The organism is Microbacterium sp. ARD31 (assembly GCF_031844425.1).
This window is the reverse complement of sequence record NZ_JAUZVE010000002.1, coordinates 396,368-411,096: the sequence shown is the minus strand read 5'-3', so window position 1 is coordinate 411,096 and position 14,729 is coordinate 396,368. Positions and strand designations below refer to the sequence as shown.

Annotated in this window: 14 protein-coding genes; 9 read left to right on the top strand and 5 right to left on the bottom strand. The window is 69.8% G+C overall.

Going from position 1 to position 14,729, the window contains the following annotated elements:
• Positions 1-18: 18 nt before the first annotated feature.
• The gene (locus Q9S36_RS08650; RefSeq protein ID WP_311284757.1) at positions 19-765 is read left to right on the top strand and encodes a phosphoglyceromutase; all 747 of its coding nucleotides are present in this window, start codon (positions 19-21) and stop codon (positions 763-765) included.
• 125 nt (positions 766-890) lie between these two features.
• On the opposite strand, the gene phoU is transcribed toward Q9S36_RS08650, so the two are convergent.
• Positions 891-1,574, bottom strand: a complete 684-nt coding sequence (gene phoU / locus Q9S36_RS08645; RefSeq protein ID WP_251450737.1) for a phosphate signaling complex protein PhoU — start codon at positions 1,572-1,574, stop codon at positions 891-893.
• 168 nt (positions 1,575-1,742) lie between these two features.
• Between phoU and Q9S36_RS08640 the strand changes: the two genes are divergently transcribed.
• Positions 1,743-3,050, top strand: coding sequence for an ATP-binding protein (locus Q9S36_RS08640; RefSeq protein WP_311284756.1), 1,308 nt, complete (start codon positions 1,743-1,745; stop codon positions 3,048-3,050).
• Entirely contained in the window at positions 3,047-3,730 is a 684-nt protein-coding gene (locus Q9S36_RS08635) for a response regulator transcription factor (protein WP_251450733.1), read from the top strand. Before Q9S36_RS08640 ends, Q9S36_RS08635 begins: the two co-directional genes overlap by 4 nt.
• A gap of 74 nt (positions 3,731-3,804) precedes the next feature.
• On the opposite strand, the gene Q9S36_RS08630 is transcribed toward Q9S36_RS08635, so the two are convergent.
• Positions 3,805-4,314, bottom strand: coding sequence for a DNA modification methylase (locus Q9S36_RS08630; protein ID WP_311284755.1), 510 nt, complete (start codon positions 4,312-4,314; stop codon positions 3,805-3,807).
• Positions 4,315-4,450: 136 nt separating this feature from the next.
• On the opposite strand from Q9S36_RS08630, the gene Q9S36_RS08625 reads away from it, so the two are divergent.
• Positions 4,451-4,933, top strand: coding sequence for a CarD family transcriptional regulator (locus Q9S36_RS08625; protein WP_251450728.1), 483 nt, complete (start codon positions 4,451-4,453; stop codon positions 4,931-4,933).
• A gap of 46 nt (positions 4,934-4,979) precedes the next feature.
• The gene (gene ispD, locus Q9S36_RS08620) at positions 4,980-6,179 is read left to right on the top strand and encodes a 2-C-methyl-D-erythritol 4-phosphate cytidylyltransferase (RefSeq protein WP_311284754.1); all 1,200 of its coding nucleotides are present in this window, start codon (positions 4,980-4,982) and stop codon (positions 6,177-6,179) included.
• A gap of 3 nt (positions 6,180-6,182) precedes the next feature.
• Here the strand turns inward: ispD and Q9S36_RS08615 are convergent, their stop codons facing one another.
• Both Q9S36_RS08615 and Q9S36_RS08610 read right to left on the bottom strand, forming a co-directional pair.
• Entirely contained in the window at positions 6,183-6,653 is a 471-nt protein-coding gene (locus Q9S36_RS08615) for a GNAT family N-acetyltransferase (protein WP_311284753.1), read from the bottom strand.
• A 1-nt stretch (position 6,654) separates the two neighbouring features.
• A complete protein-coding gene (locus Q9S36_RS08610; protein WP_311284752.1) occupies positions 6,655-7,581 on the bottom strand; it encodes an EamA family transporter in 927 nt (308 codons plus the stop codon).
• Positions 7,582-7,655: 74 nt separating this feature from the next.
• Here Q9S36_RS08610 and cysS point away from each other — a divergent pair, with 74 nt between their 5' ends.
• The 4 genes from cysS (at position 7,656) to Q9S36_RS08590 (ending at position 13,336) form a co-directional block, all read left to right on the top strand.
• Positions 7,656-9,062, top strand: a complete 1,407-nt coding sequence (cysS, locus tag Q9S36_RS08605) for a cysteine--tRNA ligase (RefSeq protein WP_311284751.1) — start codon at positions 7,656-7,658, stop codon at positions 9,060-9,062.
• Positions 9,055-10,053: a 23S rRNA (guanosine(2251)-2'-O)-methyltransferase RlmB gene (gene rlmB, locus Q9S36_RS08600; RefSeq protein ID WP_311284750.1), complete on the top strand. Its 999-nt coding sequence runs from the start codon at positions 9,055-9,057 to the stop codon at positions 10,051-10,053. The genes cysS and rlmB overlap by 8 nt, the downstream gene beginning before the upstream one ends.
• 129 nt (positions 10,054-10,182) lie before the next feature.
• Positions 10,183-12,603 (top strand): glycogen/starch/alpha-glucan phosphorylase, encoded by a 2,421-nt coding sequence (locus tag Q9S36_RS08595; RefSeq protein WP_311285071.1) that lies wholly within the window; start codon positions 10,183-10,185, stop codon positions 12,601-12,603.
• 91 nt (positions 12,604-12,694) lie between these two features.
• Positions 12,695-13,336 (top strand): NAD(P)H-binding protein, encoded by a 642-nt coding sequence (locus tag Q9S36_RS08590; protein WP_311284749.1) that lies wholly within the window; start codon positions 12,695-12,697, stop codon positions 13,334-13,336.
• Between the two features lie 60 nt (positions 13,337-13,396).
• Here Q9S36_RS08590 and Q9S36_RS08585 read toward each other — a convergent pair whose 3' ends face one another.
• Positions 13,397-14,704 carry a DUF4032 domain-containing protein gene (locus tag Q9S36_RS08585; protein WP_311284748.1) on the bottom strand — a complete coding sequence of 436 codons (1,308 nt, stop codon included), beginning with the start codon at positions 14,702-14,704 and terminating at the stop codon, positions 13,397-13,399.
• Between the last annotated feature and the right edge of the window lie 25 nt (positions 14,705-14,729).

The following is a 14,729-nucleotide window of genomic DNA, read 5'->3' as shown; positions in this document are numbered from 1 at the left end:
GTCGATATCATGGGGGCCATGACCGCGCCCTACACGCTGATCCTGCTCCGCCACGGCCAGAGCGAATGGAACAAGTCGAACCAGTTCACCGGATGGGTCGATGTCCGGCTCACCGATCTCGGCAAGGCCGAGGCCCAGCGCGGCGGCGAGCTGATGGCCGAGAGGGGCCTCCTGCCCGACATCGTTCACACCTCTCTGCTTTCGCGTGCCATCCAGACCGCGAACATCGCCCTCGACGCCGCCGATCGCCTGTGGATCCCCGTCAAGCGCACGTGGCGCCTGAACGAGCGCCACTACGGCGCGCTCCAGGGGAAGGACAAGGCCCAGACGCTCGAGGAGTTCGGCCAGGAGCAGTTCATGCTGTGGCGGCGCTCCTTCGACGTGCCGCCGCCCGAGCTCGCCGACGACGACCGGTACAGCCAGGTCGGCGACGTCCGCTACGCCGACATCGATGGCGAGGTGCCTCGCACCGAGTCGCTCAAACTCGTCATCGACCGCTTCCTGCCGTACTGGCAGAACGACATCATCCCCGACCTGCAGGCGGGCAAGACTGTGCTGGTGACCGCGCACGGCAACTCGCTGCGCGGTCTCGTCAAGCACCTCGACGGCATCAGCGACGCCGACATCGCCGAGCTGAACATCCCCACCGGCATTCCGCTGGTCTACCGCCTCGGCGAGGATTTCATGCCCCTCGGTCCCGGTGAGTACCTCGACCCCGACGCCGCTGCCGCAGGCGCTGCGGCCGTGGCGAACCAGGGCAAGTAGGCGCAGAGCCCGGACGACGAAGAGAGCGGATGCCTCCCCCCGGGGGCATCCGCTCTCTTCGTCCTTCCGCCGCGACGTGGGGCCGCGGCGAGGCCGGTGCGCTGTGTCAGGACAGCTGCGTCAGGTCAGGACAGCGGGAAAGAGGTGCTGTCGACGACCTCGGACACCGTCTCCCACTCGCCCGTGGCGAGGTACGCGACCTTCTTCGCCACCGACACGGCGTGATCGGCGAAGCGCTCGTGGTAACGGCTGGCGAGCGTCGCGTCGACCGTGGCCGCCGCTTCGCCGCGCCATGAGTCGCTGAGCACCTTCTCGAAGACGCTCGCGTGCAGCTCGTCGATCGCGTCGTCGGCGTTGCGGATGGCCTCGGCCAGCCGCATGTCCTGGGTGCGCAGCAGTTCGGTGAGGGTGCGCGCGACCTCGACGTCGAGCTGCCCCATCTTGGTGAACGTCGACTTCAGTCCGCGGGGGATGGCGCGCTCGGGGAAGCGCATGCGGGTCAGCTGCGCGATGTGCTCGGCGATGTCGCCCATGCGCTCGAGCGACGCGCTCATGCGGAGGGCGCCGACGACGATGCGCAGATCGCGGGCGACCGGCTGCTGACGCGCGAGGATCTCGATCGCCAGTTCGTCGAGGGCGATCGCCTTCTCGTCGATGATCGCGTCGGCCTCGATGACCTCTTCGGCGAGCCCCACGTCGCTCGACTCGAACGCCCGCGTGGCCTTGTCGATGGCGACCGTGACGAGCTCGGCGATCTCGACCAGACGAGACTGGGCGTCCTCGAGGGACTGGTGGAAGACTTCGCGCATTCCGGCACCTTTCTGATTGCGTGCGGAGGGTCCGCTCGCGCGGCCCTGGCGATTGTCGCCACCGAAGGTTAACGAATGGTGCCGCGGGAGTGAATAGTACCGAGCGCGGTCCCGGGCCGCCGCCGCCCGGGCCGACGGCGCCCGGATCAGACCTTTACAGTGAGTGACATGGATACGACGCAGCTCGCGCTGCTCGCACTCCTCGCCGGAGTCATCATCGGCGGTTCCGTTTCGGCCGTCATCGTCGCCTCGCTGCGGGCGCGCGATCGCGCCCGCGCCGAGACGTCGGCCGACATCCCGGACGGAGTCCGCGAGGTGCTCCACGGCATGGATGACGCAGCCGTCGTGGTCGACTCCTCGTTCACGGTCCGAGCCGCATCGGCGGCCGCCGTGCCGTTCGGTCTGGCCGAGGGAACGGTGCTCGGCACGGAGGAGCTGCGGTCGGTCGTCAGGCGCACCCGCACGAGCGAGAGCGCGGCCGAGGCGACCCTGCGCCTGCGCCGCGGTGCACCGCCGGCGGAGCCCCGCCTCGTGGTGATCCGGGCATCGCGGATCTCGGCGCGCCTGGCGCTTCTCGTGCTCCGGGACATCACCGAGCGCGAGCGGGTGGAGCAGATGCGCCGCGACTTCGTCGCCAACACCAGCCACGAGCTGAAGACGCCCGTCGGCGCGGTCAGCCTGCTGGCCGAGGCCATCGAGTCCGCCGCCGACGATCCGCCGCAGGTGCGGGTCTTCGCCTCGCGGCTCACCGCCGAGGCCGCGCGACTGTCGCTGCTGACCTCTCGCATCATGAACCTCTCGCGCCTCCAGGCCGCGGAGGACCTCAGCGCCGATCGCACGATCGCGGTCGACGAGATCCTCACGGCGGCGCTCGAAGCCCACGCGATCCAGGCCGCCTCGGCGGGCGTCACGGTCGTGCGAGGCGGCAAGCGCGGGCTCTACGTGCGCGGCGACGCGCAGATCCTCACCGAGGCCGTCGGCAACCTCATCTCGAACGCCATCGCCTACTCCAGTCAGGGAGGCGACGTGGGCGTGGGCGTCAAGCTCGCGGACGGCGTGGTCGAGATCGCCGTCACCGACCGCGGCATCGGTATCGCCGAGGGTGATCAGGATCGGGTGTTCGAGCGGTTCTACCGCACCGACCAGGCGCGGTCGCGTCGCACCGGCGGCACCGGGCTCGGGCTCGCGATCGTCAAGCACGCGGTCGCCCGCCATGGGGGAGAGGTGAAGCTCTGGTCGCGTCCGGGACGAGGCTCGACCTTCACCATCCGCCTGCCCGCCGCAGCGCCCCCCGACGATGTTCCGCCCGCGGGCAAGCGCGGCCGCAAGAAGCTGAAGAAGATCGCTGCCCAGACCGCCGGCGGCCCCGCCGCACGCGACGCGGGCACCCCCGCCGCTCGCGCGGCCGAGAACCCCGCCGCACGCGCGGCCGAGAACCCCGCCGCACGCGCGGCCGAGAACGGAGTGACCCGATGACCCGCGTCTTGATCGTCGAGGACGAGCCAGACCTCGCAGACCCCTTGGCGTACCTCCTGCGTCGCGAAGGCTACGAGGTCGAGATCGCCGAGGACGGCCCCACCGCTCTGACGGTGTTCCGCGAGCTGGGCGCCGACATCGTGCTGCTGGACCTCATGCTGCCCGGGATGCCGGGGACCGAGGTGTGCCGTCAGATCCGCACCGGCTCCGCCGTTCCCATCATCATGCTCACGGCGAAGGACTCCGAAGTCGACATCGTGGTGGGCCTCGAACTCGGGGCGGACGACTACGTCACCAAGCCCTATTCGTCACGCGAGCTGCTCGCTCGTATGCGCGCCGTGCTGCGTCGCCAGACCCAGGCCGATGCCGATCTCGAGGAGCGGATCCTCAACGGGGGGCGCGTCGTCCTCGACATCGACCGTCACACCGTCGCCGTCGACGGCGCCGAGATCAACATGCCGCTGAAGGAATTCGAGCTGCTCGAGGTCCTCATGCGCAATGCCGGCCGCGTGCTCACCCGTGGGCAGCTCATCGACCGGGTGTGGGGGAGCGACTATTACGGCGACACCAAGACGCTCGACGTGCACATCAAGCGCATTCGCTCGCGCATCGAGCAGAACCCCGGTGACCCGGTGATGCTCGTGACGGTGCGCGGGCTCGGCTACCGCTTCGAGGCCTGACCCGCCCCGAGACGGCAGAACGGCCCCGCCGAGGGCGGGGCCGTTCTCATGTCTCGTGTCTCGGAGACGAGGACTCAGGGAACGAAGGGGGCGTAGTACTCCAGTGCGCCGTCCAGCACGGGCACGGCCACGAGGGAACCCTCGGCGTCGCCGGCCTGGAAGTACACCGGCACGTCGGCGCCGGGCATGGTGTCGAGCGCCTCGATCAGCAGCGGCTCCTCGCCGTCCGCCCCGAGGCTGACGACGCTGTTGGCCGGCACCTGGAGCGTCTCAGTGACCTTCGAGGACCCCTCGCCGATCTCGATGGTGAGAGTCTCGGAGCTGTCGGTGGAGTTCACGATGGCGGCCAGCATGTTGCCGGCGCTGCCGTCCTCGGTCGCGACGACGAGGGCGTTGCGCACCTCGATCGGGCCAGCGTCGGCGGCGACGCCGTCGGAGGCGTTGTATTCGATGGTGGTCGCCTGGGTGGAGATCATGCTGCACCCGGTCGTCCCGATCGCGACGGCGACGCCGACGGCCAGCGACGCGAGCACGCGCGACCTCTTCGCGGTGAGCGCCCCGCCCACGGAGCGGTGTTTCGACATCACGGATCCTCCCAGGATGGACGACAGCATCCTGAGCATTCTATGGGGTGCGCCGGTGGCCCCCGCGACGTGCGGCGGCAAACTCTAGCGCATGTCGCCTGTGGTATCCTGGAGGTTGCCGAAAGGACATAACTCCATGCTTTTTGAGGTTGGCGAGACGGTCGTCTACCCCCACCACGGGGCCGCGACGATCATCGAGGTCAAAGACCGGATCATCAAGGGCGAGACGAAGAAGTACCTGAAGCTCAACGTCACGCAAGGCGACCTCATCATCGAGGTCCCCGCTGAGAACGTCGACTTGGTCGGCGTCCGCGATGTCATCGGCCAGGACGGCCTGGACCGGGTTTTCGAGGTGCTGCGCGCCCCCTTCACGGAGGAGCCCACCAACTGGTCCCGCCGGTACAAGGCGAACCTCGAGAAGCTTGCCTCCGGCGACGTGATCAAGGTCAGCGAGGTCGTCCGCGACCTCTGGCGCCGCGACCAGGACCGCGGGCTGTCCGCGGGCGAGAAGCGGATGCTGGCCAAGGCCAAGCAGATCCTCATCTCCGAGCTCGCCCTGGCTGAGAAGACGGACGAGGAGAAGGCCAGCGTCCTTCTCGACGAGGTCCTCGCGAGCTGACTCGCCGCGCCTCTCGGCGCGTGCCGCTCGCGTATAGATTCTTTCCGTGAGCATCACCCCCGTGCCCCGCGTGGCCGTCATCGTCGTCGCTGCCGGCTCTGGATCGAGACTCGGCGCGCCCGCGCCCAAGGCGTTCGTCGGACTCGACGAGCACACGATCCTTCGTCATGCGCTGCGGGGTGTCTTCGAGGGCCCCACCGCGCAGGTCGTGGTCGTCGCTCCCGCGGGACGAGAGGGCGATGCCCTCACCGACGCGCTCGAAGCGGCCGGGGATGCCCGTGATCTGGCGACCGTGGTCGTGGGCGGCGCCACGCGCCAGGACTCCGTGGCAGCGGGCCTCCGCGCACTGTGGGGCGACATCGACATCGTGCTCGTGCACGACGCGGCTCGCGCGCTCACGCCGCCCGCCGTGTTCTCCCGCGTGATCGCCGCGGTCGCTGCGGGGGCTGACGGCGTGCTGCCGGTCCTGCCCGTCGTCGACACCATCAAGCGGGTCGCGGGCTCCTCCGTGGTCGAGGGCGTCGACCGCAGCCAACTGGCAGCGGCGCAGACTCCGCAGGGCTTCCGCAGAGACGTTCTCGAAGCGGCATACGCCGCGGCCGACCGGGAGTACACCGACGACGCGGCGCTCGTCGCGGCCGCGGGCCATTCCGTCACGACCGTCGCCGGCGACGCCCGTTCCTTCAAGATCACCACGCCCGACGACCTCGAGCGCGCGCGGACGGCGCTCCGCCCCGTCGAACCCTCGCGGGCGACGATCGAGCGTGATAACCCAGCGCCCCGGATCGGCATCGGCACCGACGTGCACGCTTACGGCCACGAGGGCACGCTGTGGCTCGCAGGGCTGGAGTGGCCGGGTGAGCGCGCCCTGGCGGGACACTCCGACGGCGACGCCGTCGCCCACGCCATCGTCGACGCCGTCCTGGCCGCGGCCGGGCTCGGGGACATCGGCACGCACTTCGGCACCGACAAGCCCGAGTACGCCGGCGCGCACGCCGACGCCTTCCTGGCCCGCACGCGCTCTCTCGTCGGGGAGGCCGGCTATCGGATCGCGAACGTCTCGGTGCAGGTGCAGGCGAACCGTCCGCGCATGTCGTCGCGGTGCCGCGAGGCCGAGGCCGTGCTCTCGGGAGCTCTCGGCGGCGCCGCCGTGTCGCTGTCGGCCACGACCACCGACGGACTGGGATTCACCGGGCGCGGCGAGGGAGTCGCGGCCTACGCCGTGGCGATGCTCATTCCCGCGTGAGCATCACAGGTCGAGGCGCATGAACACCGAGTGGGGATCCTCCCGATACGAGGCGAACGGCCCGCATTCGACGAACCCCTCGCTCGCGTAGAGGCCGCGCGCCGCGGCGAACTCCGGCTGCGCGCCGGTCTCGAGCCAGATCGCGCGGAGCCCGTGTCGCCGCGCCGTCCTGATGATGTGCCGCACCAGGGCCCGGCCCACGCCGGAGCCGCGGAAGGCGTCCTCGACGCGCATGGACTTCACCTCGCCGTTCACCGCGTCCAGGCGTTTGAGGGCGCCGATTCCTGCCACTCGGCCGTCGATCCAGGCGGACCAGAAGGTCACAGACGGATCCTGCAGAGCGTCGGCGTCGAGGGCGTGACAGCTCTCCTCGGGAGACGTCTCGCGCATGTCGGCGAGATGGCGTGCGATGAGCCCGCGTGTCTCTGCGCCGGACAGATCGTCCTCCCTGATCTCCATGTTCTCGATCTCCATGTCAGCCCTCCACCGCGAACGGCTCGGGGTCGCGGTTGCGCCGCGAGCCCCAGGCGAGGGTCGCGAGGCCGATCGTCAGCACCGCCAGGCCGATGACGGCGAGGGGCGCGAGGCGTTCGCCGAGGACCGCGATGCCGAGGACCGCGGCGGTGAGAGGCTCGCCGAGGGTCAGTGTGGCGGCCGCCGCGGCGGTGAGGCCGCTCAGTCCCCACGTGAAGAGCACATAGGCGATCGAGATGGTGGCCAGTCCGAGCCAGAGGGCCATGGGCCACCCGGTCGATGTGTCCAGCCACCCGAGGTCGACGAAGGGTAGGGCGAACGCCGACAGGAGGGCCGAGCTGGCGCCCATGCCACCGACCACCGTGAAGGGGTCCCAGCCGCCGTCGAGCAGCCGGCGCTGGGCGTTGGCGATCACCGCGAAGGACGCGCCGGCGCCGATCGAGCCGAGCAGTCCCCAGGGGTCGGTCCCGCTCGCGGAGTCGGCTGCACCGCCCATCCCCAGCAGCACCACGCCCGCAGTGGCGGCGGCGGTGGCGACCATCCACGTCGCAGAGGGGGTGCGCCGGGTGAGGAGCCACTCCAGCAGGCCGGCCAGGATCGGGGCGGAGCCGAGGGCGACGACCGTGCCGACCGCCACTCCGTTGCGCTCGGTGCCGAGGAAGAAGAGCGGTTGATAGACCGCCAGGCACGCCCCGGTCAGGGTCATCAGCGCCACCGGCCGAGCTCCCCAGGCGGGGCGCGGCGCGCTCGGGGTCCGGGCGGCGTGGCGTCGCGCGAGGGTGAACGCGAGGGCTGCCAAACCGGTCCCGCCGATGACCATCCGCATGACGCCGATCGACAGCGGTGTGGTTCCGTCCGGGCCGAGCGCCTGCGAGGTGCCGGTCGTGCCGAAGAGGACTGCGGCGGCCAGGACGGCGAGAACGTGCACACTTCAGTTGTACCGGTCCGCCGGCCCTGCACCGCACCGGGATGTCCACAGGTGCCCGCCGCTAGGCTGTGACGGTGACTCTGAGGCTCTACGACACCAAGGCGCAGTCGCTGCGCGACTTCGTGCCGCTCGACCCCGAACACGTCACCCTGTACGTCTGCGGCCCGACGGTGCAGTCCGGCCCCCACATCGGCCACCTCCGCGGAGCGCTCGCCTTCGACCTGCTGCGGCGGTGGCTGGCCCACCGGCACGGCCGTGTGACCTTCATCCGCAATGTCACCGACATCGACGACAAGGTCCTGCAGAACGAGTCCCCGAGCGAGCCCTGGTGGGCGCTGGCGTACCGCATGGAGCGGGAGTTCACCCGCGCGTACGCCGCCATCGGGATCCAGGCCCCCACGTACGAGCCCCGCGCGACGGCCTTCATCCCGCAGATGCAGGAGCTGATCGCCCGTCTCATCGATGCCGGTCATGCCTACGCCGCGGCGGGCGACGTCTACTTCGACGTGCGCTCGTGGGCCGAGTACGGCGCCCTCACCCGGCAGTCCCCGGATGCGGTGGAGCCCGAGGCGGACGCCGATACCCGCGGGAAGCGCGATCCCCACGACTTCGCGCTGTGGAAGGGCGCCAAGCCCGACGAGCCCGCGACCGCGTCGTGGGAGTCGCCGTGGGGAGCCGGCCGACCGGGATGGCACATCGAATGCTCGGCGATGGCGCGTCGCTTCTTCGGTCCCCGCTTCGACATCCACGGCGGCGGACTCGACTTGCGCTTTCCGCACCACGAGAACGAACTCGCGCAGTCGACGGCAGCCGGTGACGACTTCGCCCGCTACTGGGTTCACAACGGCCTCGTGACCGTCGGCGACCAGAAGATGTCGAAGTCGCTCGGCAACGTCCTGCTCGCAGCGGACCTGCTCGAGCGCCATGAGCCGCTCGTCGTCCGCTACGCGCTCGCCGCCGCGCACTACAGGTCGAATCTGGCGGTCTCGGAGTCGAGCTTCGCCGAGGCCGAGGCGGCACTGGATCGGATCCGCTCGTTCCAGGAGCGCGCACTTCGGATGCTGCGCCCGACCGCCGACGACCTGCGCATCGTCGGGGAGGTGCCGACGGCGTTCGCCGCGGCGATGGATGACGACCTCGGCATCCCGCAGGCGCTGGCCGTGCTGCACGAGACGGTTCGCGAGGGCAACAGCGCGCTGGATGCGGGGGACGCAGAGGCGGCCCGCGGGTGCTTCGCGGCGGTCGCCGTGATGACCGGCATCCTGGGGATCGATCCGCTCGACCCGCTGTGGGGTCGGACGGGCACCGGGCGCGAGGCCGCGGCGCTGGACGCGCTCGTGGGATCGATGATCCAGCAGCGCGCGCAGGCGCGCGCCGACAAGGACTGGGCGGCGGCGGACCGGATCCGCGACGCCGTCGCCAGAGCAGGAATCGCGCTGGAGGACAGCGCCGACGGAACACATTGGAGCATCGATGGCTAAGCCAGGACGCCCGGGCGCGGGCAAGGGCAAGAAGAAGGGGCCGCTCAAGGGCACCGGCGGGCACAGCCGCAAGGCGCTCGAGGGGAAGGGGCCGACCCCCAAGGCAGAGGACCGGGCGTGGCACGTCGCGGGCAAGCGGAAGGCGGCCGCCGAGCGTTACGCCGCCGCTGGCGGCAAGGGCCGTCCCGGCGCCGCGCCGGGTCAGGGACAGCGATCGCCGTCCAAGGCGAAATCGAGCGACGACACCGAGATCGTCACGGGTCGCAACTCGGTCCTCGAGGCCCTGCGCGCGAAGATCCCCGCCACGGCGCTGTACATCGCCCAGCGCGTGGAGATGGACGACCGCGTGAAAGAGATGCTCGCCATCGCTACGCATCGCGACATCCCGGTACTCGAAGTCACCCGGCCCGAGCTCGACCGCATGGCCGGCTTCGACGGCGTGCACCAGGGCGTTGCGCTCAAGGTGCCGCCGTACGAGTACGCGCACCCGCAGGACCTGCTCGAGCAGATCATCGACCGGGGCGAGATGCCCCTGCTCGTGGCGCTGGACGGCATCACCGATCCGCGGAACCTCGGCGCCATCATCCGCTCGACGGGCGCCTTCGGCGGACACGGCGTGATCCTGCCGCAGCGCCGCTCCGCCAGTGTCAACTCGGCCGCATGGAAGACCAGCGCCGGGGCGGCCGCGCGGGTGCCGGTGGCGCTGGCCGGCAACCTCAACGCGACGCTGAAGGACTTCAAGAAGCAGGGCGTGTTCGTGCTGGGTCTCGCCGGCGACGGCGAGGTGTCGCTGCCCGAACTCGAGCTCGCCGACCGGCCCGTCGTGATCGTCGTGGGCTCGGAGGGCAAGGGCCTGTCGCGCCTGGTCACCGAGAACTGCGACCAGATCGTCTCCATCCCCATCCACGCCGCCACCGAATCCCTCAACGCGGGGATCGCGGCATCCGTCGCCCTCTACCAGGTGGCGACGCTGCGTACGACGAAGGAGTAGGTTCTCACCGTGCCCGACGCTTCCGACGCTTCCGACGTTCCCGCCGCCACGCCCCCCGCTCGCGCCACGTCGGCGCCTGGGCACCGGCATCCGCTCGCCGAGGCTCCCGTCTCGTCGCCGCCCAGCACCGTGGACGGCTTCGTCAAGGAGTTCCTCGTCAACCTCAACTTCGATCGGGGCGTGGCGCTGTCGGCGTCGACCGCCACCGACCGCTACGTGGCGCTGGCCTACACGGTTCGCGACTACCTGATGGCGCGCTGGCTCGAGGATCAGCGGCGTCAGCGCGAGACGCAGGCCAAGGGCGTGTGCTACCTCTCGGCGGAGTATCTGCTCGGCAGGCAGCTTGACAATAATCTGCTCGCGACCGGCCTCATGGACATCGCCACGGAAGCGCTCGTGGCGTGCGGGATCGACATCGACGAGCTGCGGGCACAGGAGGTGGAACCGGGTCTCGGCAACGGCGGACTCGGCCGCCTGGCCGCGTGCTTCATCGACTCGCTCGCGACCATGAGCGTGCCCAGCATCGGGTACGGCATCCGCTACGAGTACGGGATCTTCAAGCAGACCTTCGAGGAGGGCCGCCAGGTCGAGCAGCCCGACGCGTGGCTGACCCTCGGATCACCGTGGGAGTTCCCGCACCCCGAGGCGTCGCAGCTGATCTCGTTCGGCGGGCACACCGAGCATTACGACGACGACGGGGTGACGCGCTCGCGCTGGGTTCCGGGCTGGAACGTTCGGGCGGTGCCCTACAACTACATGGTCCCGGGCTACCAGAACGGCCGGGTCAACACGCTGCGCCTGTGGAGCGCAATGGCGACAGAGGCCTTCGACCTGCGGATCTTCAACGCCGGCGACTACACCGAGGCGGTGCGCGCGCAGACCTTCGCCGAGAACATCTCGAAGGTGCTCTACCCCGAGGACTCCACGCCGCAGGGCAAGGAGCTGCGCCTGCAGCAGCAGTACTTCTTCGTCGCGGCGTCGATCGGCGACTTCCTCGACAACGTGCTGAAGCCCGAGTTCGACCTCGCCGGCCTGCCCGACCGGGTGATCTTCCAGCTCAACGACACCCATCCCGTGATCGCGGTGCCCGAACTCATGCGCCGTCTGGTCGACGACCGGCACATGGAATGGGACGAGGCGTGGGCCATCACGCAGCAGTGCTTCGCCTACACCTGCCACACCCTGCTTCCGGAGGCGCTGGAGGTCTGGTCGGTCGAGCTCCTCGGACGCCTCCTGCCGCGCCATCTCGAGATCATCTACCGGATCAACGATGAATTCCTGGATGCCGTCCGTCAGCGTTTCGGCGACGACGAGATGCGGATCCGGGGGATGTCCATCATCGGTGAGCACCCCGAGCGGTCGGTGCGCATGGCCTACCTCGCGACCGTCGCCGGGGCGAAGGTCAACGGTGTGGCGGAGCTGCACTCCCAGCTGCTGCGCGAGAAGGTCCTGCCGGACTTCGACGTGTTCTTCCCCGGCAAGTTCACCAACGTCACCAACGGCATCACGCCGCGTCGATTCATGCGGCTGGCCAACCCGGCGCTGTCGGAGCTCATCACCGAAGCTCTCGGCTCGACGTGGGTCACCGATCTCGATCGGCTCCGCGAACTCGAGTCGTACGCCGAGGACCCCGAGTTCCGCGAGCGCTTCGCGGCGGTCAAGGCCCAGAACAAGCGACGCCTCGACGCGGTGCTGCGCCAGCGCGACGGCGTGGGCGTGGCCGATGACCACATGCTCGACGTGATGGTCAAGCGGCTGCACGAGTACAAGCGGCAGATGCTGAAACTGCTGCACATCGTAACGCTCTACGACCGCATCATCACCGGACGCGTCGCGGCGTCGGACGTGCAGCCGCGCACGTTCGTCTTCGGCGCGAAGGCGGCACCCGGCTACCGGATCGCCAAGGAGATCATCCATCTCATCAACGCCGTCGGCTCGGTCGTGAACGCCGACCCGGTGGTCGAGGGTCGACTCAAGGTGCTGTTCCCGCCGAACTACAACGTCACCCTCGCCGAGAGCGTCATCCCCGCGGCGGATCTGTCCGAGCAGATCTCGCTGGCCGGCAAAGAGGCCTCCGGAACCGGCAACATGAAGTTCGCGCTCAACGGCGCGCTCACGATCGGCACCGACGACGGGGCCAACGTCGAGATCCGGCGGCTCGTGGGCGACGACAACTTCTTCCTGTTCGGCATGTCGGAACCCGAAGTCGAGGCGCTCTACGAGCGCGGCTACGTGCCCGGTGACTTCTATCGATCGGATGCCGACCTGCGCAGCGCCGTCGACCTCATCGCGTCGGGGGCCTTCTCGGGCGGTGACCGGTCGATGTTCGACCCGGTCGTGTCGAACTTGCTCTACCACGACCGGTTCATGGTGCTCGCCGACTACTCCGCCTACCTGACTGCGCAGGACGAGGTGGACGCCGCTTATCGCGACGTCGACGGCTGGACGCGGTCCGCGATCCTCAACGTGGCTCGGTGCGGGTTCTTCTCGTCCGACCGGTCGATGCGCGACTACATCGACCGCATCTGGCACACCCCGCCCGTTCTCTGAGGCCGATCGCGTCACGGGGGAATGAACGCTCCCGTCCGGCGCTTTCACGTCACAGGACCTGAAGAGGATCGCCCCTGAGGAGAGGAAGAGCATGCCCCGCATCGCCGTCATCGGAGGAACCGGCTACGCCGGAAGCCACATCGTCGCCGAGGGGGTGCGGCGGGGTCACACCGTGGTCTCGGTCGCGCGCACCGTCCCCTCGGAGCGTGTCGAAGGCGTCACGTACATCGAGGGCACGCTCCTGGATGTGCCGAGTCTGGCGGCGGAGCTGCAGGGTGTGGACGTCGTCGTCTCGGCGGTGCCCGCGCGTGGCGACATGGAGGGTGCCGTGCGCTCGAATGTGGCCGAGCTGGTGGCGGCCCTCCCCGACACGGTGCGTATCGGCGTGATCGGCGGGGCCGGCGGAAGCCTCATCGCGCCGGGCGGCGAGCGGTTGGTCGATCAGCCGTCGTTCACGGAGGAGTACAAGCCCGAGGCGCTCGAGGCCATCGGCATCCTGGAGGACCTGCAGACCGACGACCGTGGTCACGACTGGTTCTACGTGCACCCGGCCGGCGGCTTCGGCGCCTGGAACCCGGGGGAGCGCACCGGGTCGTACCGCGACGGAGGCGAGGTCCTCGTGACCGACGAGGACGGCGAGTCGTTCATCTCGGGAGCGGACCTCGCGGTGGCGGTGCTCGACGAGATCGAGAACCCGCGGCACTCGCGCGAGCGGTTCACCGTCGGCTACTGAGCCGACGCGGCGGGCCCGGTCGAGACGGGCCCGGTCGAGACGGGCCCCGTGGTGGCGAGCTCAGACGAGGTCGCGCCAGTCGACGTCGTCGTCCTCGTCGTCCATCACCGGCAGATTCGCGGTGATGACCGGGAGCGAGACGGTGTCGGTGGCCGGGCCCATGAGCGTGGCCTCGTCGCGACGGTGCCGCAGCACCTCGTCGACGTAGCTGGTGAGCACTTCGGCCAACGGCACCGACCGGCCGCGCGCCTGGGACATGTACCACCGGTGCTCGAGCACCTGGTGGAACACCTCGGCGGGTTCGAGCTTGGCGCGCAGGTCCCACGGGATGGCCTTGACCACCGGCTCGAAAACCCTGGTCAGCCACTCGTGGGCCACCATCTCCTCGTCGTCTCCGAGTCGCGAGATCCGCACGCGGAACTCGTCGAGGTCGTTGAGGAGCCGGCGCGCCTGGTTCTCCTCGACGTCGAGCCCGGTCAGTCGCAACAGGCGGCGCTGATGATGTCCGGCATCCACCACCTTGGGCTGGATCACCACGCGCGTGCCGTCCGCGGAGGACTCGATCGACATCTCGCCGATGTCGAATCCCAGGCTGTTCAGTCGCTGCACCCGTTCGGTGAGCCGCCACGCCTCGTCGGTGCCGAAGCTCTCGCTGTCGGTGAGCGCGGCCCACAGCGAACGGTACGACGACACGATGCCGTCGGCGATCGCGATCGCGTCGACCCCGCCTTCGAGCCGTCCGCCGGCTTCGAGGTCCATGATCTCGCCGGCGATGTTGGTCCGCGCCACCTCGAGGTCGTGCTCGCGCTGGCCCGGAGTCAGGCCGCTCTCATGCAGCTCGCCGGTCTCGGCATCCACCAGGTAGGCGGCGAAGGCGCCCGCGTCTCGACGGAAGAGCGTGTTCGACAGGGACACGTCGCCCCAGAAGAAGCCGACGTTGTGCAGTCGCACCAGCAGCGCCGCCAGGGCGTCGACGAGGCGCGTGGCGGTGTCGGGGCGCAGCACCTGCGTGAACAGGGCGCGGTAGGGGAGCGAGAACTTCAGGTGCGCGGTGACCAGCGCCGCCGGCAGGGGCTCTCCCCGGGCGTCGCGGCGTCCGGCGATCACGGCCACGCGCTCGACGCACGGGGCGTCCAGTCGGGCGAGGTTGCCGAGCATGTCGTACTCGCGGCGGGCCATCTCGGCCGTGGTCTCTTTGATGGCGACCACGCGGCCCGACAGGTTGGCGAACCTCACGAGGTGGCGCGAGAGGCCTTTGGGCAGGAACACGATCGTGCTCGAGGGCCACTCCGCGAGCGGTGTCGACCAGGGCAGTGCGAGCAGTCCCGGGTCGACGGAGCTCGCCGTGATGCTGAGGGATTCGGGCATGCCTCTCCTCTTCGCGGTCGCTGTC